The organism is Butyricimonas sp. BSD2780061689_150309_C8 (assembly GCF_015560935.1).
Classification (GTDB): Bacteria; Bacteroidota; Bacteroidia; order Bacteroidales; family Marinifilaceae; genus Butyricimonas; species Butyricimonas paravirosa.
The window spans coordinates 1-18,470 of the sequence record NZ_JADMSV010000025.1 but is presented as its reverse complement, the minus strand read 5'-3'; the positions used below and the strand labels follow the sequence as shown (position 1 = coordinate 18,470).

The window sequence follows — 18,470 nt, the reverse complement described above, 5'->3', positions numbered from 1 at the left end:
TGACTTGACTTATAACTGTTTATTGAAATATATTCAACAAAATTTATCATTTATCTTTTTTATCTCATTAAACGATCGTTTTTTCATTTATTACTAAAACAGATAACATTGAAAAAGGATGACAAAAAAAATGATTTTTATTTACTCACGTAAACAATTTTTACAGCATCTCCTTGAATAATTTGATCAATCTCGCTCCCTTTATCACTCAACTCGATACTCAGTTTTCCTTTCTCCAAATAAAATTGTCCTAGTAAAAACCAAGAATCAAGCGTCCTCTCTCTCACATTTAGCTCAGCAGAATACACGTTTACCCCACTTTTGACAGTATAATACTGCATATATTTTAGTTTCGCTAACGCATAAGGGTCCCGTTGTACTTTTATCGTCTTAGAAATTCCCCCTACTGGGCTATAAATATAAATCTCATAATTTCCATCAGTCAAGATCTCAGTATTCCAAGATACAACCGATTTTCCCTCACCGACCAATTTATATACAGCACTTCGAACAGGAGAACCATAGGCATTCTCATTCACATAAACCCGCCAACCCTCTTTACCATCAGCAACGGGTTCATAATCATATATATCATTAATATTTTTCTCTTCTTTCCCGAATAAATCCCGAAACCACAATTCACGTTTTTTAGGTATATAAAATCCGGCATCCTCGTTATCCACAATAATCTCAGAGGATCCTCCACGTTGTAAAAAATACGCTTTTTCTTTCAGATAAACGCTCTCTTTTACCTCTCCCGTTAGTTGGTGACTGAAATCACTTTTAATCTGCCGAGGATAATTTTTAGAAATTCCTAAATCAAGTACCGGTATTTGCTTACACAACAGGGTTAAAACTTTTCCTGTCCCTGCATTAATCTTGATATTCCGATAATAAATGTTATCACTAGAATAATAAGCTCTAGAAAAAAGCCCCGTATTCTTTTGTTCTACTAACGAGACAATCCCATCAACCTCACTATCATTATACAATTCTAATACCACACGATATTTCCCGGTTTTATTCGGTTCTGAAGCTAATAAACCAGATAACTTAAGAAATTGATCGAATTCTATATCCTCTGCACATTCATCAATTTTCTCTACTCGAAATTTTTTAAGGACATACACCGGTATAGACTTCTGATTATACCACCCTGACAATATCGCTTTACAATCCACACCACGGGTAATTTCAAGCTTACGACTTATATTCTCAAAATTCATTTCCTGAAAATACAAACCACGAGTACAGGAATCAACAAATGCATATAACTCTTTAGGCTGTATTCCATAGAATGTAAAATGTCGGAATAAATCGTCCGTCTTTAGAGAAAGGATCTTCTCGTACACTTCGTCCGATAATGATGAATCATCACCTGCATCAGCCATACTATGATTCTTCAAATAGTTGATAGCCTTCCCCTCCAATAATTTTTGTCTATAATAATCTTCCTTCGCTACTCTCGCTGACTCAGACTTCATCACACCCAAGAAGACATGATCCAACACAGGGAAATCAGTACTTTTTACTTGAAACACCTGCTCATAAAACATCGGAGATAAATAATAATTATTTAATTTCTGCTCCAAATGCTCCCCTTTCTTCTCTTCCCACCCTAACGTGAAAGGATTAAACTCCATATACCCGGTAAGCAAAGTCTTCCAATGATACTTTTTCAAAAACAAGCCCTCGATCAACTGTTTAATGATGAACTGTTCCTTTTCCTTATCAGAATATCTATCCGCTATTAACGGTATATAACAAGCAGAAATCGTCATTCTTTTAACTTTTCCTCCTTTTTTCTCCTGCCTCATGTCCATGCAATAACCGACACCTCGCTCCGGCAGAAAAACAATTTCAGGTTGCACGTACCCACTCCCTCCTTGCCACTCCCGATAATATGATGTAAAGGAGAGTGGAGTTTCTACAATTTGAAACCGAGAATAGGGAAAAGGACGCCCCATCATTTCTTCCAATGTTCCTTTGGATTCCCGAATGGTTTCTGATAAAAATTCCTCCACGTGATTTAAACCACGAAACACGTCAAGGCTATTCTTAAACATATACAACTCGTAACGTATCCCATCCACATTTATCATCCGGCCGATATAATCTCCCATACAAAGAGATAAACCGGTTATGGGATTCCTATTTTTAAATACCACCCGATCTCTATACACGCTTTTTTCCCCCTGCGAGATAACTTTCTGTTTTCCATGTCCGGATATAGTCAAATTGAAAATCGTAAACTGTCGGGAAACATCAAACGGAGAAACAGGATTCACCGGGGGGACCGTCACAGGATACCAAAGACACTCAGGCAACAATAGCGTGTAATCTTTTCCTAAAAAAGCATTCCGTTTACCGAAACGACATGTCAGATAACTACACGTTCGTGTATCTTGATAAGATATATCAGGCACATCAAGATAACAAATTCGATCATCAATTCCTCCCGCATACACGATCTCTATTTTCATTTTGCCAGCGGAAGAGACCCTCTTATTCACGATAACCACCTGACCTTCCCGTCTAAATGACATCTCTTCTCCCTGAACTTTCAAAGAACTTATCTTTAACGCCGGATTCAAAAAAAACACGATTTCATCCAATTCTCGACCCAATCGATTCTCCACGAACAATCGACTCTTGCAAGAAATTGTTGCTCCTGCATGATAAAGTTCTATATCTTGATTCACTAAAGCAAGATAATCTTTCTCCCGATATTGAGTATATATATCCCGATAAAACTCTCTCGTCTTATTCTCATCATACTCTTCCTTGTAACACACGAAACCACAACAGATTCCACCTAAAAGTAAGAACAAAAGAAAAACCGTCCTTACTGAAACACGCGAACCATTCGGCAGGCGATAAAAACATTTTATCGCCAAAACTAAAAAGAAACTACCTATCAGGAACCAACAAGATCGCTGAAAAAGATAGTAAGATAACTCTGGGTGTCCAACCTGTCCCGATAACACATTAGGCAAGGATATTCCCAAAGAATCCATTATTCCCTCCCGTGTAAAATAAAGGTTCAGAAAAAAACAAAAGAAAAGGATCACCAAACCAATACTCTGTTTTCTAAATACAGAGAACATGAAAAAGGAAAAACCGGTATAAAATATCATAGAGGGAATAAACAATGTCAAAAAATAAAATAAATACGCCCACAAAGAAAATGGAGCTGCACTAAAAAACAAGTGAACACAAAGCCCCAAGAAAAGCGAAAATAATGCACCTACTCCAAAACTGACCAAGAACCCTAGATAATACCCCAACACCAATTTCCAGTTACTTACCGAACGATAATGAACCGTCTCCATCGTGTCAAGCCCTCGCTCCCGAGTAAAGTAATTTCCTGCTAGAAAAATAACGACAAAAGCCTGCAATATTGTATAAATATACAAATTCATGTACGGGATGAAAGAAGCCATCGTAATTAACCCCGAAATATTGTAGCGGGTCACATTTCCTTGAAAAATTAATTGAAATATGAATATTCCCACGCAAGAAAAAATTAGAAAAAAACGAAATAACCAACTCCGAAAAACGAGTCGACAACTAATTCTCGCGATGTGTATGACCGTATTAAAGTCCATAAGCCTCCTAGCTACTATTTACAAACTTAATTTTGCGTAATCCATGAAACAATTAATCCTGGATAAAATTCCTCAAACATTCTAGCAAATCCTTCCGCCAAATCGAACATCACTTGTTCCAAATATTGTGGATCAGTATGTCCCATATACAATGTAAATTGATACCCAAGAGAAATACTTGTCCAACCATCCCCATAAATGACAACAAGTCCTATATGTTCTTTCAAATTTTCTGCAATCTTTTTTATTGAATTTTCAATATTATACCTTGCTTCCATTTCTGTTATACTTAGGACTAACATAAGTAAAATCCAATACATAACAAATAGTATATACTGTTTTTGAAGAAAGTTCAACACGATTCTCAAATATTTACCCTTGAGATAAATTCCAAGGAGAAAACATCCATCCAAGAGAGGATATAAACAAAAGACAAATCACCTTTTTCATAACGTTATAATGTTTTAATTATTAATTATAAGTTCCCCAACTTATAACAATAAACAGGTACTCTCTCAAAAGGATGACAGTAAATATAAATTATTTCTATATATTTCTATTGTGTAATTTAATTACGCAAAATACACAATAAATAATACCATGATTAAGTTCAAAACCATCATGAATACAACCTTAATCAAAAAAGGAATATTATATGACTAGAATTTACCATATAGCTCCATTCACACCTCTATCGATCAAAAAAACATAAGTATCACCACCGGATAAAGATGTTGCAACCGCTCCCGCAGATACTTTTTAGCTCGCTGACGTTGCGTCTTCACGGTTGACTCGGCCACATCCAGTTGCTCGCAAATGGTCTTAATATCCAACATCTCGATATAACTCATCTTGAAAATACGCTGACATTCAGTAGGTAATTCATCAATAGCGGCAAAGATTTCCTCGAAAACATCCGTTTCTACCTGAAAACAAAAAGCATCTTCCTCATCAGGAGCTTTCAACCCCAAACGACGATTCGCTTTTGCCCGGACCTGCAATTTTTCCAGATAATTCAATGCCGCATTCTGGACACAATTATACAAGAATGATTTTAACGCCGATTGATTCTCGAATTTCCCCTTGGATTCCCAAAAACGAAGAAACACCTCTTGCACAATATCCCTTGCCGCCTCATCATCTCGCACGAACTTATTGGCGAAATAACATAGTGACGCATAATATTTATGAAATACACTTTCAAATATTTCCGGTTGTTTCACGTTCAGTATATCCACTAATATCTTATTTTAGTCGTTAAACCATTGCGACTCGCCCTACCTCTCGCATCAAAAATACATTTTTCTAACGAGAAACATATAACAAACAAGAAAATTATTTAATCAAAATAAACACGAACAACAACTACACCTCATCCCCTACCACCAAGCCCACGCTAATAGAGGCCCGGTTCCCTTTACTATTCATGGCAAAACCATGAACCACGACTTCATGAATATTCCAACCTATATTTAAATGGAGATTTTCGAGAAGATAGCCTCGGGACAGGGAAAGCTCCTACCGGACCTCATGAACCCCGACCTAGGCAACCCGCTTCACAAATCCTTGAAAAAACGAGTCGTCTCTTCAAGCGTATGAAAATGAAAATTGGGAAAAAGAGACAACACCTTCGCACTGGAATAACGGGATTTATGTTGAGACGAGCGAGCCGTTTCCTTCGTGAAAGCCGGTTTCTTTCCCGTGAACAGAGCCACGAAAGCCAGTAACCGCCATGCCAAACCTGTCATCCACGGTGCCATCCGAATACGAGGCGGGCGCTTGCCCACGACACGGGCAATCACGGTAAACAACTCCCGATAAGAATAATTTCCCCCACATAATACGAAACGCTCTCCCCGAATAGCACTGTCTTTCGCCAAACGAATCATCAACTCGCAGACATCCCGCACATCCACGTATCCATTCACGCCTTCCGTGTAGAAAGGTATCCCCTTACTCGCCTGTTCAAACAACTTGACACTACTTCGTCCCCGTAACCCCGCCCCCAAAATAATAGCCGGGTTCACAATCACAACATCCAGTCCTTGACGGACATATTTCCAGACAATTTTCTCAGCCTCCCCTTTACTACCAGAATAAAGCGAGTGGACCGATCCCGGAATCTCCGGTGTACTCTCATCAATCACGACACTCTCGTTGGGAGCGTCCCCCAAAGCGGCAATCGAACTCACGAAACACAGGCGTACCCCACGTTCCAAACAAATCTTACAAATATTTTCCGTTCCCTTGATATTCGTTTCCAGCAAAGTATTCCGATCGCTGCCATTGAAAGAAACCATGGCCGCACAATGATAAACGGTATCCACTTTTTCCACAAACGGGGCCACAGATTCCCTATCCAACACATCCCCGACCACCCAAGTCACCCGGGATATGGCATCTTCCGGTGAATCAAAATAATACGAAAAGAGAGCCATCGTCTCTTCAACGTGGCTCTTATCTCTTTTTAGCGCGATGATCGTCTCACCACATCGTGCCAAATGACACAGTAAATGGCTACCCAGTAAACCGGTAGCCCCGGTTACCATTACTGCCAATTAAACACGAAATTTTGTTTCACATCCGGATGTAAACTCAAATGCACTGGGCAAGTATGTGCCACACGTTCGAGAATCTTTTTCTCCTTCTCGGAATAACCGTTAGCCGGCATATTAAAGATCACGTCAATCTCAGCAATACGACGAGGTTCTGCCGCCATCTTCTTGGTAATCTCGATCTCGGCCCCCGTCAAATCAATACCGTTATTTTTAGCATAAATTCCCATGATTGTCATGGCACAAGCGGCCAATGACGTGGAACACAAGTCGGTTGGAGAGAAAGCCTCACCTTTTCCGTTATTATCTGTCGGTGCATCCGTGATAATCTTTGTACCACTCTGCAAATGCGTACACTCCAAACGCAAATCTCCTAAATATTTTGCTTTTACTGTTGCCATATCCTTTTTCTTTTATGTTTTATTTTTCAAAGATAGTAAATTTCACACAAAATCATCCATCCGAAAGAAAATTTGATATTTTTTCCGGAAATCCGAATTTCTAGCACAATTTTTGATAATACACAAATATCCCTATTGACACTTTTCTTATGCCGGGTGGCTTTTCATATTCCTACCACACCACACACACGACAAAAGCCACCCGGTTCTTTAAAACAAATCAATGACTTCTTTTATATATTCCAGATGCATTTCGGCCCCAGTGACCACAACCAAATCGAATCGTATTTCCCGGTGAATGTTCTTTTTCGTTAGATAAGCGGCACCCGCAGCTTGCAGATTCCTCTTTTTTCTGTAATCCAGCAAATCGAAAAGTGACACATTGTCATCTGCCCGGGTTTTCACCTCCACCACGACCAGTACCTCCCCATCAAGACACACGAAATCCAGTTCCCGGTGTCCCACCCGCCAGTTTCTCTCCAGAACCGTGTACCCCATATCCAAAAGATACCGGTTCACCTTTTCTTCCCCGTATTCGCCCAGTTTATTATGCCACGCCATAGTACAGTCTTCCCCTAATTTACAGCCTAAAAAGAGTTTCGCAATGTTATATAAATCTATCATAAAAGCAAAATTTTTTAGTCAAAAATCCTATACCCCGCATCGTTTTTAAGATTCAAGTGGTTTATTTCGAGAGAGGTTTATTCCAAAGTAGTTTTGAAATCTGAACCAAAATGCCTATCTTTGTATGGTTTTTGGGAAAAGTAGTAGTTATGGCTAAAAAAAGAGTTTTATTCATTTCTCAAGAGATAGTTCCTTATCTGCCGGAATCAGAAATGGCAAATATTGGAAGATTTCTACCTCAAGGGATACAAGACAAAGGTAAAGAGATTAGAACATTCATGCCCCGTTACGGCTGCATCAATGAAAGACGGAATCAACTTCACGAGGTAATTCGCCTTTCCGGAATGAACCTGATCATCAACGACACGGATCATCCGCTAATCATCAAGGTCGCCTCGATCCAAGCTGCACGAATGCAGGTTTATTTCATCGACAACGAGGATTATTTTCAACGTAAGCACACGATCTCCGACGAGGAAGGAAACTTTTTCCCGGACAACGACGAAAGATCTATTTTCTTCGCCCGGGGAGTATTCGAAACCGTGCGCAAACTAAGATGGGCTCCTGATTTGATCTATTGCCAAGGATGGTTCACCGCATTAGTTCCTCTTTACTTGAAAAAAGAATATCATGATGACCCTGTTTTCTCCAAAACGAAAGTAGTATTCTCTACTTATAACGACAAATTCGAGGGGAAACTGGATGAAAAATTCGGGGAAAAAGCGATCACGGAAGGGGTTGCCCGGAAAGACGTGGCACTTTTAAAAGACCCGACATACACGAATATTAATAAATTGGCATTCCAATACGCTGACGGAATCATTTTTAACCACAAAGACGTGGACGATGAACTCCGTACCTTTGCCACCGATCTGAAGAAACCTACCTTGGAATACCCGGGCGAGCAAAGTTACATCGAGGCTTATTCCGACTTTTTCGACAAGATTATTGAATAACAATATAAACAAGCGGCAATGGTTGTTATGCCGCTTGTTTTCATTAATATAAATCATTAAAACATAACATTTATGTGTGGTATTGTAGGATACATCGGGCCCAAAGAAGCCTGTCCGATCTTAATTAACGGTCTGAAACGCCTGGAATACCGGGGATATGACTCTGCCGGAATCGCGTTGATCCATAATAATAACATCCAAGTTTACAAGTGCAAGGGAAGGGTGCAAGACCTGGAACATCACATGGAACTGGAAGATACCAGCGCAACGATCGGTATGGGACATACTCGCTGGGCTACCCACGGGGAACCAAATGACGCAAACGCTCACCCCCATACTTCTATGAACGGTCTTTTCTCTATCGTCCACAACGGAATTATCGAGAATCACGCTTTATTAAAGGAAAAATTACAGGCCAGAGGCTATTCATTCCAAAGTGAAACCGACACGGAAGTACTAGCAAACCTGATCGAGTACATTTACACGAAAGGCCAAGTCAACGCAGAGAATGCCGTGCGTCTCGCTTTGACTAAGGTTATCGGAGCCTACGGACTGGTTGTTCTATGCAAGAACGAACCGGACCAGCTCGTGGTGGCAAGAAAAGGTAGCCCGCTCGTGATCGGCGTGGGCCAAAGCGAATATTTCGTGGCCTCGGATGCAACGCCCATCGTGGAATACACGAAAAACGTGATCTACTTAAACGATGACGATGTTGCCATCTTGAAGAGGGACGAAATGATCCTGAAAACGATCAAAAACACCCCTGTTTCATTAAGTATTCAGCAAGTGGACATTGACATCGAGAAAATCGAGAAAGGCGGTTTCCCGCATTTCATGCTGAAAGAGATTTTTGAACAGGTAAATTCAATATACGATACGATCCGCGGACGCGTAAATGCCGAGGCATCGGAGATCTATCTGGGGGGTATCTCCGAGATCATCCCGAAGATGGTCAACGCCCACCGCATTATCATTATCGGTTGCGGTACGTCATGGCACGCCGGAACGGTAGGCGAATACATCTTGGAAGAATTTACCCGAATCCCGGTAGAAGTGGAATACGCATCGGAATTCAGATACCGGAACCCGATCGTGGATGCCAACGACATTGTTATCGCCATTTCACAGAGTGGTGAAACGGCCGACACGCTGGCAGCCATCAAGTATGCCAAAGCACACGGAGCCACGGTTATCGGCATTTGTAATGTCGTGGGATCAAGTATCGCCCGGGAAACCGATGCAGGGGTGTACACTCACGCAGGCCCGGAAATCGGGGTTGCCTCCACGAAAGCATTCACAGCTCAAATATCCGTGTTGGCCATGATGGCCTTACAGATCGGCCACCGCAAGGGAACATTATCCGACGAACTGTACAAAAAATATATCAACGAACTGTATAACTTACCGGACAAGGTGAAAGCGATTCTGGAAAAGAATGACAAGATCAAGGAGATCGCAGCCATTTACAAGGACTCCACAAACGCCATTTACCTGGGAAGAGGTTGTCAATTCCCGGTTGCCCTGGAAGGTGCGTTGAAACTGAAAGAGATTTCTTACATTCACGCGGAAGGTTATCCGGCAGCGGAAATGAAACACGGCCCGATCGCCTTGATCGACGAGAATATGCCGGTTTTTGCCATCGCCACGAATGACAACTATTACGACAAGATCGTTTCCAACATCAAAGAGATCCAATCCCGGAAAGGACACGTGATCGCTCTTGTCAATGATAACGATGCACAAGTGAAAAAACTGGCGGAACACGTGATCGAAATTCCTGAAACACTGGAATATCTTTCCCCACTTCTGAACGTAATTCCATTACAGCTCATCTCCTATCACATTGCCGTGATGCGAGGCTGTAACGTGGATATGCCGAGGAACTTGGCTAAATCCGTAACGGTAGAATAAAGACTAAAAAAGGTGGGAAAATCCCACCTTTTTTACTTATCCAATGCTTTCTGCCATTTCCAAGCATTTGCCAGAGTCTCCTCGATCGGTGTGACAGCCTTCCATCCCAGCTCGTTATTGGCCAACGTCGTATCAGCCCAAACCTTCTCGATATCCCCGGCTCGGCGTCCCACGACCTTGTAATTCACTTTTACCCCGGTTGACCGTTCAAAAGCGTGAATAATTTCCAGCACGGAAAGTGCTTTTCCCGTACCGATATTGAAAAACTCGTAATTCTTCTTATTCTTCCCTTCCAACAACCGACGGATAGCTACCACGTGCGCCTGGGCCAGATCCACCACGTCAATATAATCGCGTAACGGAGAACCATCCGGCGTGTTGTAATCGTCACCGAACACGCTCAATTGCTCACGAATCCCGATAGCCGTCTGCGTCAAATAAGGAATCAAATTATTAGGTACACCATTGGGCAACTCCCCGATAAACGCTGTCGGGTGGGCCCCGATCGGGTTAAAATAGCGCAATGCCAGAGCTTTCATGTCAGGTTCCACCCGCATCAGATCCCGAATAATATCTTCACTCATCACCTTCGTGTTCCCGTAAGGAGATTCAGCCTCATGACGAGGTGTTTTTTCCGTTACCGGCAACACATCGGCCTGCCCGTACACCGTACAGGAAGAGGAAAACACCAAATTTGGCACCTTAAATTCCCGCATACAAGTCAACACATTCATCAAAGAGTTCAAATTATTGAAATAGTACTCCAAAGGCTTGTTCACCGACTCACCCACGGCCTTCAAAGCGGCAAAATGAATCACGGCCCGTATATCCGAATGGCGAGCAAAGAAATCCCGTGTAACCTCCCCATCAGTAAGGTCTATCTCTTCAAACTCGGGACGTATCCCAGTGATCTTTTCTATCCCGTCCAGCACGTCCAGACTCGAATTCACGAGATTGTCAGCAATAATTACATCATAACCATTTTTCTGAAGTTCGACCACCGTGTGGGAACCTATATACCCTGTACCTCCTGTCACAAAAATTTTCATACGCCAATAATTTTATCTCAATTTATAACATTCTGAGTGTCTGCAATAGACATGACAAAGTAAATAATAATAATCTGAAATGCCTAAAATGAGTTTGACAACCTTACGTTTTTTCTTACCTTTGTGGCATGAATAAATATGTTGAACACATTGAAGAATTGCTCTATCTACATGATTGCGTGATCGTTCCGGGGTTCGGAGGGTTCATTTGTGACTACACGTCCGCAAACATCAACGAGAAAACGGGGACTATCGTTCCCCCGTCTAAAAAAGTCGTGTTCAACAAGCACCTGAAACAAAATGACGGCCTTTTGATTGATTGGATCGCACGTAAAGAACAGATCGATTATGAGAAAGCGCAACGACGTCTGGCTCTATTTTGTGAAGAAATCAAGGTACGCTTGAACCAGAAACAAAAAGTGGACTTCGGTACAATCGGAACCTTTTCGGTCGACCGCCGGTTCAACGTTCTCTTTGAATCCAAGAACCACAATTTCCTGCCGGACGTGATCGGTATGGAATCCTTGCCTTTAGCAACTGTCAACGGGAAAAAGGCCCGTAAAACTCAAGAAGAATTGATTAACACCGAATCCGGCAATCTCGTTACCCGTTTATTCAAATTCGGTTTGTCGGCAGCCGTCGTGGCCGGAATCGTGGTGATCTCCCAACAGGATATATTCCAAGGAGACGGAATGACGAACATGACAAACATGCAACCCTCCCCGGTGAAAAACAAAACAATCATCGTGGAAGACCCTGCCGTGATCTCTCCGAACTATGACTTCGTGGATTATGACCCGGTTATTGATCTGCCCGGACTGTCAGTTTCACGATAAGTACAATTAAATAAGCCGGGAAAACGATAAACAACGCTGCCCACTTCAATAATAGGAAGAGTACCACAAGTATTCCCCAGAACCTCCAGTTCCATTTTTTCTTGAAATCATAACAAGAAATCAAGATATAAACGGGGATCATACAAGATAACGCTTTCACACCCCAAACAGCAAAACCGATGATCACTGCCCCCAAGAAACAATATAAAAGAGCATTCCCGCTCCACGAAAAGCTGGTTAACTTCAACGAGAACATCGGGATTTCACTGATCAGCAAAATGGCCAGCACCAAGGCAAAAAGAGCTAACAGCCACGGTTTACCCCACATCGCCATGAAAAACTCTTCCTGATGATAACGGGTAAATACCAACATCACCCAAAACAAAGCGTTCGACGGGGTAGGCAAACCAATAAACGAATGAGTTTGTCGCACATCCAGATTGAACTTAGCCAAGCGATAAGCCGAGAAAGCCGGAACCAGAAACGGCACGTACATAAGCGCCCCCTGCCAAGAATTTACTGCGAACAACTCCCCACCACTATATCCCAAATCGCGAATCAGGAAAAAAGCCATCACGGAAGGCATCACCCCGAAACTAACCATGTCGGCCAAAGAATCCAGTTCCTTGCCCATTTCCGACTTCACGTGCAGCAAGCGAGCGGCAAAACCGTCAAAGAAATCAAATACCATCGCCAAAATCACGAGCCAGGCAGCAAGGTACAGATGCCCGTGAAAAGCAGCATAAATAGCCACCGTGCCGGACGTAACGTTCATACAGGTAATCAGATTAGGTATATGTTTCTTCATGGTATTACTTTTTATGATCTGAACACGAAAATAGTTCTTTTTACGATAGATAAACTACATTTTTATTACTTTTGTTGCAAATTCGTTTTAGATATGGCTAAATTTCTCATTATCAGGTTCAGCTCCATCGGAGACATCATCCAATGCATGAATGTCGTGAACGGCATCAAGAACCATTTCCCCGATGCTGAAATTCACTGGATTGCCCGGAAAGACATGGGGTCTTTTCTTAACATGGACAAACGCATCGACCGGGTATGGGGATACGATAAGAAAACGGGATTCAAAGGTTTACTACAAATGGCCCATCAACTGAAAGCCGAGAAATTTGATTATATCTACGACGCTCACAGCAACATCCGCTCCAACATCTTGAAAGCCGTGTTACTCCCGCCCTTTTACCATCTTTTTCCAAGAGGGCCGCATTACACGCTACGCCACAAGGATCGCTGGAAACGATTCTTGCTTTTTAAACTACGGATAAACAAATTCGACAAACCGTTCCGAGGCATCGTTTCTTACCAGAAACCACTAGCCACGTGGGGAATTACGAATTTTGAATCCGATTACAGTGATTGGAATTTTCCGGCAGAATACGGGGAACGTTTTCACCGTACGTTTACCCCGAAAACCATCACGCTCGTCCCTTCCGCCAACTGGGAAATGAAACGTTGGCCGGTCAGTAACTGGCAGCAAGTGATCCAACTTATGCCCGACTACCGTTTCATCATTCTGGCAGGCCCGACCGACACGTTCTGCGAGACCATCAAGGCCATCGCACCCGAAAGAGTCAACAACCTGGCAGGAAAAACCAGTCTATTGGAATCCTGTTACCTCGTGAAACAATCCAACCTCGTGATCAGCGGGGATACCGGATTTCTTCACGCCGCAGACCTGTTCCACACGAAAGCCATCGCCTTGATAGGTCCGACGGCCTTCGGCTACCCCACGGGCAAACAAGTCGAAGTCATCGAAGTCGATCTTCCCTGCCGCCCCTGTACCAAAGACGGGCATGGCAAATGCAAACAATCCATCTGGCAAAAATGTATGGTCGACATTCTCCCCAAACAAGTAGTCAACACAGCCCTAAGAATTTTAAATCTTATGGATTAAATGATTCAATGATTTCCGATTAGGTGATCCCTTTCTATCCTTTTTTTTAATCACCTAATCATTAAATCGTCAATCACTTAATCATTTCAATTGTCTTGTTTCAGTACCACATAAAACGTCGTACCTTCATTCTCCACGCTTTCAAAAGTGATCGAGCCTCCCATCGCCTCTATAATCTTGTAGGACATCGCTAAGCCTAGTCCCGTCCCCCCGGACTTTGTCGTAAAATTAGGCTCGGAAATTCGATCCCGGATACTTTCCGGAATCCCGCAACCGTTATCTTTAACAAGCAATATGATCTTGCCTAACACCGTTTTCAGTCGTACCAACACGTGCCCTTCCCGTCCTTCCGGGATACTCTGTTCCGCATTCTTCAATAAATTCACGATCACCCGGTTCACCTGATCCCGATCACCATACACGGAAACATTCGGCTCTATATCACATTCCATGGCATCCACGTTCTCATGGAACAACTTTGCACATCCGTTTACCAGTTCGCTCAGATCAAACCACTCGTTATTCGCCTCCTGTAACTTGGCAAAATCAGAGAAAGCCGAGGCAATCGATGCCATGTGATCAATCTGTTCGATCAACACGGCTGAAATATCCTTAAACCGCTGGCGCACTTCTTCCATATCCCCCTTCTGCAACGTGCGCTGCATGAACTGCAAATTCAACTTCATCGGGGTCAACGGGTTTTTGATCTCGTGAGCAATCTGCCGGGCCATTTCCCGCCAAGCACTCTCCCGTTCCGACTTCGCTAACTTCTTCACGTTCGCCTCCAGTTTATCAACCATCTCGTTATACTCCTTCACCAGCATACCGATTTCATCCCGCTCGTGGTACACAATCTTCTCGTTCTTTCCCCCCACCCTCATCTGACGCAATTTTTCATTCACCACTTGTAGCGGTTTCGTGATCCGCTCGGCCACGATACTCGACAGAATAAAGGCAAGCACCATCACGATCATGGCAATATTTACCGCTATAATCACGATCAGCAAAATATCCTTGTTCAGTTCCTCCCCACGGGTAAAATACGGGATACTCAACACGTATCTCTCCCCGCTCTCCAGCACCAATGGCATATACACGGCCATGTATGTCAATTCCACGATTCGCTCATCCTGAACAAAATTAATCTGCTCTTTCTTAACGATCTGCTCAAAGGCCTTCGGGTTCAACAAAGTCCCATCAAACCCCTTCTCGAATATCACTGGCCGGGAAGTTGCCACGAGAACCCCTTCCCAGTTATAGATATTAATATCTACCCAAAGCACCTCGGACATATCTTTCAATTTCTTCAATATCTGGGGACACTTCGCGGCATCTACGCAATCATTATGTTCCAGTTCATCCGTTATATACCGTGACAACTCGATCACCTTCGAACTATGCCGACGTTCAAAACTCTCGGCATTCACGATAATACTCATAATCGTCATGATCAGGAATAATGCACCAATCAACGTGATGATATTTCTTTTGATCCTCAACGTGAGGCTTGTCTGTCGGAAACTTCCCCATCCCCCGTCAAATCGGAAGAACATCCCGTAAGAAGTCAGGATAGCGCTGACAAAAATGGCGTACAACAAATTCAAGTAGTAAAGTGCAAACACATCATCCCCCAAACTCACGATACATACCCCATCATTCTCCACGGGAATCACCATGTGCGAGAACCCATCCATATTCATAATCCGGGCATGTTCGATCTTTCCGAAACGTTCCAGAGAACGGGGATAACTAAAATCCCCTTTGGAATCCACCAGTATCCCATCCTTGTACTTCGCGTAAGAATAAGGATAACGAGCCTCCTTCTCGGCTCCAATCTCCCTAGATAGAATCTGAGCATACCCGATCCCTTCATGCCTGTTTTTCGACTCGAAACGAATATACACGCAACTACCACCCCGAGGAGTTGAGAAAGAAAAACGCCCGAGGTACTCAACCACCCCGTCAAAATCTTTTATATAGAAAAATGACGTGTAACCGACACGAGTTCCCAAACTATCAATCAACTTGTCATAATACTCGTCACAACCATACTTCTCGTAAGTAGGAGTCAATAATATCGTGTCCCGAGGATCACATATCATCGCCTTGCAAGTATAATAAAATCCCGTCATATCCAGCAGCTCGCTTGAAATATAAGCAGACAACAAATCCGTGTCCCCCACTTTTACCAGTGAATCTACTTTTTGACTTTGTTTTATTTCATCATTGACTTCCAATAGCTTATGCTCAAAAATCGGGTCTCTCTCCTTGATAATCTCGTTTGCGAAACTTGCCCTCACCCCTTGCTCACGGTGAATCTCGCTACTCTTTGCCAGAAAAATGATGTAAATACAGACCACCACAAGTGCAATCATGAAAATACTCTTTTGGGCATCCTGTTTCATTAGGTACACCCCCAGAATAAACAACAAATAAAGCGATAACGGAAAAAGACACTCCAACGGGGACAGCGAAAAATTAAAGAAATAACAAAGAGCCGCACAAAAAACAAGCACGCCAGTTACTCCGAAAAACGCCTGACTGATAGAGAACAAATTCTGGAAATAACGCACAGAACTGTTGATCAACACGATAAATCCCATCCCGGCAATAATCAACGTGATAAAAGCCACGATCGACGAGAAATCAACATTAATAAGACGGGCTATATTCAAACTGACCTGCGTACTCTCGATCAGCGTGTTAATCGAAAAATGTAGCAAATTCGTGTAGAAGAACACGCCTATCACGAATCCCACGAGGAATATATATTTATAACGCACCAAACGAGGCTCGTCATACTTAATTTTCAGTTTGTTAAAGGTAATAAAGAAATAATGTGCCAGACAGAACATTGTGACAAATAAATCTCCCACCGACACGATAAACCGTCCCCCGATTTGACTGGTAGTAAAAATAGGCAGAGAATAAAGCACTTGCGGGACCTTATAATCTACCATCAAGGAACGCAACAGCACGATGAAAAAGAAGAATCCGAACACGTGAAACAATTGCATCCGGAACGACCGGGCCCGATCCAAGGATATTTCGTAAGCATAGAACAGCAGGAGAAGGAACATGATGTAAGGAATCAACAGGAAATAAGTGGGCACAACATCCCCATGCTCCACCTGACTCTCAATCTTGAACAACGGCCTTCCATCCCGGTTGTACACGAGTTGCCCTCCTTTTTCCCACGTCTCCCGGATAACCACCTTACTCGCATCATCCAGATTTTCCCCTAACGACGGGTTAAAATGACTTTTCACGTAGTTACTCGAATACGGGTAATCCTCTTTTATAAACAGGAGCGCGTAATAAACCGTGTCCCCGACGGCATGTTTGCGAACATCAAAATAAAGATTATTAATCTTCACGAAGTCATTTCCCGCTGACAATATCTCGTACAAGTGGGGCGAACCGACTCTCTCGTTACTCCAGTAAACCAACTTTCCCTCCTTAAAACCAACCAGCACAGACTGTTTACCTTTCCATTCCGGCTTTTGCCGCTCTGCCTCATGATCCAGTTTCCGCAACTGATCGTCAAGTCGTTTCTCCTCGAATTTCAACCGCTCCTGAAAAAGAAATAATTTCTTATCCACGGACCAATCGTTCAGAGAATACTCCCACAAAGAGCCCACAACCAAACAAAATATGGCAAGTGACAGTACAAGCCAAAATTTCTTCATGCTTTTCACCCTCGCTTTATTCATGATGATAAGGTTCTCCTTTCAATATAGTCATAGCCCTATATAATTGTTCCGTGAAGATCATCCTCACCATCTGGTGAGAAAAGGTCATCTTGGATAGTGATATTTTCATGCTTGCACGTTTATATACTTCTTCCGAAAAACCGTAAGGTCCCCCGATGATAAATACAAGTCGCTTCATACTTGTCAGCATCTTCTGTGCCAAAAAGTCCGCGAAAGCCTTTGAAGTGTACTCGTTTCCCTTCTCATCCAACAAAATCACATAATCCGCCGCCTCCAAGTGCCCCAACAACAATTCTCCTTCTCGTTCTTTTTGCTGTATCTCGCTCATGTTTTTCGTGTTCCGCACATCCGGGATCACCTTCATCTCGTAAGGGATATAATATTTCAAACGTTTCTCGTACTCGGCAATCCCCGCCCGTACAAACTCCGCATCTGTCTTTCCTATCACTAACAAACAAACTTTCACACCACGAATTTTATCAATTATACTAATAAATTCATCTACACGCAAATGTAAATAAATTTACGGTATCTCCCACGAACCTTCAAAAAAAAGCCCCTCAATATTTGCCCAAATTTCAATAAAACACTATATTTGCACCCGTTAAAGGCTAACCACTTTAACACACGTAAGTGTAGGTCCTATAGCTCAGCTGGTTAGAGCACCTGACTCATAATCAGGGGGTCCTTGGTTCAAGCCCAAGTGGGACCACTTCTTGAAAAACAAGCAGTTACATTAGATTTGTAACTGCTTTTCTTTTACCATCGACGAACAAATTGACGAATTTGGGCTCACATGAAAAATTAGGTGGAGAGGATGATAGTGTTTCAAAAAGTGTGTAAATTCCGAATTGATTATTTTTGTAATGCAATTTTCAAAAATGAATTATTATGGA

General features: G+C 42.6%; 14 protein-coding genes and 1 tRNA gene. 5 read left to right on the top strand and 10 right to left on the bottom strand.

Annotated features, from left to right (window positions below; translation table 11 throughout):
• Positions 1-137: 137 nt before the first annotated feature.
• The 6 genes from I2I33_RS16150 to I2I33_RS16125 form a co-directional block, all read right to left on the bottom strand.
• Entirely contained in the window at positions 138-3,515 is a 3,378-nt protein-coding gene (locus I2I33_RS16150) for an ABC transporter permease (RefSeq protein WP_140402610.1), read from the bottom strand.
• 119 nt (positions 3,516-3,634) lie between these two features.
• Positions 3,635-3,928: a hypothetical protein gene (locus I2I33_RS16145; RefSeq protein WP_140402611.1), complete on the bottom strand. Its 294-nt coding sequence runs from the start codon at positions 3,926-3,928 to the stop codon at positions 3,635-3,637.
• Between the two features lie 378 nt (positions 3,929-4,306).
• Positions 4,307-4,846: an RNA polymerase sigma-70 factor gene (locus I2I33_RS16140; RefSeq protein WP_087421965.1), complete on the bottom strand. Its 540-nt coding sequence runs from the start codon at positions 4,844-4,846 to the stop codon at positions 4,307-4,309.
• A gap of 318 nt (positions 4,847-5,164) precedes the next feature.
• Positions 5,165-6,157, bottom strand: a complete 993-nt coding sequence (locus tag I2I33_RS16135) for an NAD-dependent epimerase/dehydratase family protein (protein WP_087421966.1) — start codon at positions 6,155-6,157, stop codon at positions 5,165-5,167.
• The gene (locus I2I33_RS16130) at positions 6,157-6,564 is read right to left on the bottom strand and encodes an OsmC family protein (protein ID WP_027201228.1); all 408 of its coding nucleotides are present in this window, start codon (positions 6,562-6,564) and stop codon (positions 6,157-6,159) included. Before I2I33_RS16130 ends, I2I33_RS16135 begins: the two co-directional genes overlap by 1 nt.
• Positions 6,565-6,774: 210 nt before the next feature.
• A complete protein-coding gene (locus I2I33_RS16125) occupies positions 6,775-7,188 on the bottom strand; it encodes a YraN family protein (protein WP_229128345.1) in 414 nt (137 codons plus the stop codon).
• Between the two features lie 149 nt (positions 7,189-7,337).
• Between I2I33_RS16125 and I2I33_RS16120 the strand changes: the two genes are divergently transcribed.
• Together I2I33_RS16120 and glmS are read left to right on the top strand one after the other, a co-directional pair.
• Positions 7,338-8,144 carry a glycogen/starch synthase gene (locus tag I2I33_RS16120; RefSeq protein ID WP_087422227.1) on the top strand — a complete coding sequence of 269 codons (807 nt, stop codon included), beginning with the start codon at positions 7,338-7,340 and terminating at the stop codon, positions 8,142-8,144.
• A gap of 72 nt (positions 8,145-8,216) precedes the next feature.
• A complete protein-coding gene (gene glmS, locus I2I33_RS16115; protein ID WP_087421967.1) occupies positions 8,217-10,055 on the top strand; it encodes a glutamine--fructose-6-phosphate transaminase (isomerizing) in 1,839 nt (612 codons plus the stop codon).
• A gap of 32 nt (positions 10,056-10,087) precedes the next feature.
• Here the strand turns inward: glmS and galE are convergent, their stop codons facing one another.
• Positions 10,088-11,104, bottom strand: a complete 1,017-nt coding sequence (galE, locus tag I2I33_RS16110) for a UDP-glucose 4-epimerase GalE (protein WP_087421968.1) — start codon at positions 11,102-11,104, stop codon at positions 10,088-10,090.
• A gap of 128 nt (positions 11,105-11,232) precedes the next feature.
• Here galE and I2I33_RS16105 point away from each other — a divergent pair, with 128 nt between their 5' ends.
• Positions 11,233-11,940, top strand: coding sequence for a hypothetical protein (locus tag I2I33_RS16105; RefSeq protein ID WP_087421969.1), 708 nt, complete (start codon positions 11,233-11,235; stop codon positions 11,938-11,940).
• Here the strand turns inward: I2I33_RS16105 and pssA are convergent.
• Positions 11,906-12,748 carry a CDP-diacylglycerol--serine O-phosphatidyltransferase gene (gene pssA / locus I2I33_RS16100; RefSeq protein WP_087421970.1) on the bottom strand — a complete coding sequence of 281 codons (843 nt, stop codon included), beginning with the start codon at positions 12,746-12,748 and terminating at the stop codon, positions 11,906-11,908. The two genes, I2I33_RS16105 and pssA, sit on opposite strands and share 35 nt — an antisense overlap.
• Positions 12,749-12,841: 93 nt before the next feature.
• Between pssA and I2I33_RS16095 the strand changes: the two genes are divergently transcribed.
• Positions 12,842-13,861 carry a glycosyltransferase family 9 protein gene (locus I2I33_RS16095; protein ID WP_087422228.1) on the top strand — a complete coding sequence of 340 codons (1,020 nt, stop codon included), beginning with the start codon at positions 12,842-12,844 and terminating at the stop codon, positions 13,859-13,861.
• Positions 13,862-13,947: 86 nt separating this feature from the next.
• Here I2I33_RS16095 and I2I33_RS16090 read toward each other — a convergent pair whose 3' ends face one another.
• Both I2I33_RS16090 and rlmH read right to left on the bottom strand, forming a co-directional pair.
• Complete coding sequence (locus tag I2I33_RS16090; protein ID WP_158581836.1) at positions 13,948-17,550, bottom strand: sensor histidine kinase; 3,603 nt, start codon at positions 17,548-17,550, stop codon at positions 13,948-13,950.
• A gap of 16 nt (positions 17,551-17,566) precedes the next feature.
• On the bottom strand, positions 17,567-18,040 hold the full coding sequence (rlmH, locus tag I2I33_RS16085) for a 23S rRNA (pseudouridine(1915)-N(3))-methyltransferase RlmH (RefSeq protein ID WP_087422229.1): 474 nt from the start codon (positions 18,038-18,040) through the stop codon (positions 17,567-17,569).
• 172 nt (positions 18,041-18,212) lie between these two features.
• Here rlmH and I2I33_RS16080 point away from each other — a divergent pair.
• A tRNA-Ile gene (locus I2I33_RS16080) sits at positions 18,213-18,286 on the top strand.
• Positions 18,287-18,470 lie beyond the last annotated feature (184 nt).

Excerpts from the sequence above, each read along its gene's own strand:
- I2I33_RS16145 (WP_140402611.1), bottom strand. The coding sequence starts at position 3,928 with ATGTATTGGATTTTACTTATGTTAGTCCTAAGTATAACAGAAATGGAA.
- I2I33_RS16135 (WP_087421966.1), bottom strand. The coding sequence starts at position 6,157 with ATGGTAACCGGGGCTACCGGTTTACTGGGTAGCCATTTACTGTGTCAT.
- I2I33_RS16130 (WP_027201228.1), bottom strand. The coding sequence starts at position 6,564 with ATGGCAACAGTAAAAGCAAAATATTTAGGAGATTTGCGTTTGGAGTGT.
- I2I33_RS16125 (WP_229128345.1), bottom strand. The coding sequence starts at position 7,188 with ATGATAGATTTATATAACATTGCGAAACTCTTTTTAGGCTGTAAATTA.
- I2I33_RS16120 (WP_087422227.1), top strand. The coding sequence starts at position 7,338 with ATGGCTAAAAAAAGAGTTTTATTCATTTCTCAAGAGATAGTTCCTTAT.
- glmS (WP_087421967.1), top strand. The coding sequence starts at position 8,217 with ATGTGTGGTATTGTAGGATACATCGGGCCCAAAGAAGCCTGTCCGATC.
- galE (WP_087421968.1), bottom strand. The coding sequence starts at position 11,104 with ATGAAAATTTTTGTGACAGGAGGTACAGGGTATATAGGTTCCCACACG.
- I2I33_RS16105 (WP_087421969.1), top strand. The coding sequence starts at position 11,233 with ATGAATAAATATGTTGAACACATTGAAGAATTGCTCTATCTACATGAT.
- pssA (WP_087421970.1), bottom strand. The coding sequence starts at position 12,748 with ATGAAGAAACATATACCTAATCTGATTACCTGTATGAACGTTACGTCC.
- I2I33_RS16095 (WP_087422228.1), top strand. The coding sequence starts at position 12,842 with ATGGCTAAATTTCTCATTATCAGGTTCAGCTCCATCGGAGACATCATC.
- I2I33_RS16090 (WP_158581836.1), bottom strand. The coding sequence starts at position 17,550 with ATGAAGAAATTTTGGCTTGTACTGTCACTTGCCATATTTTGTTTGGTT.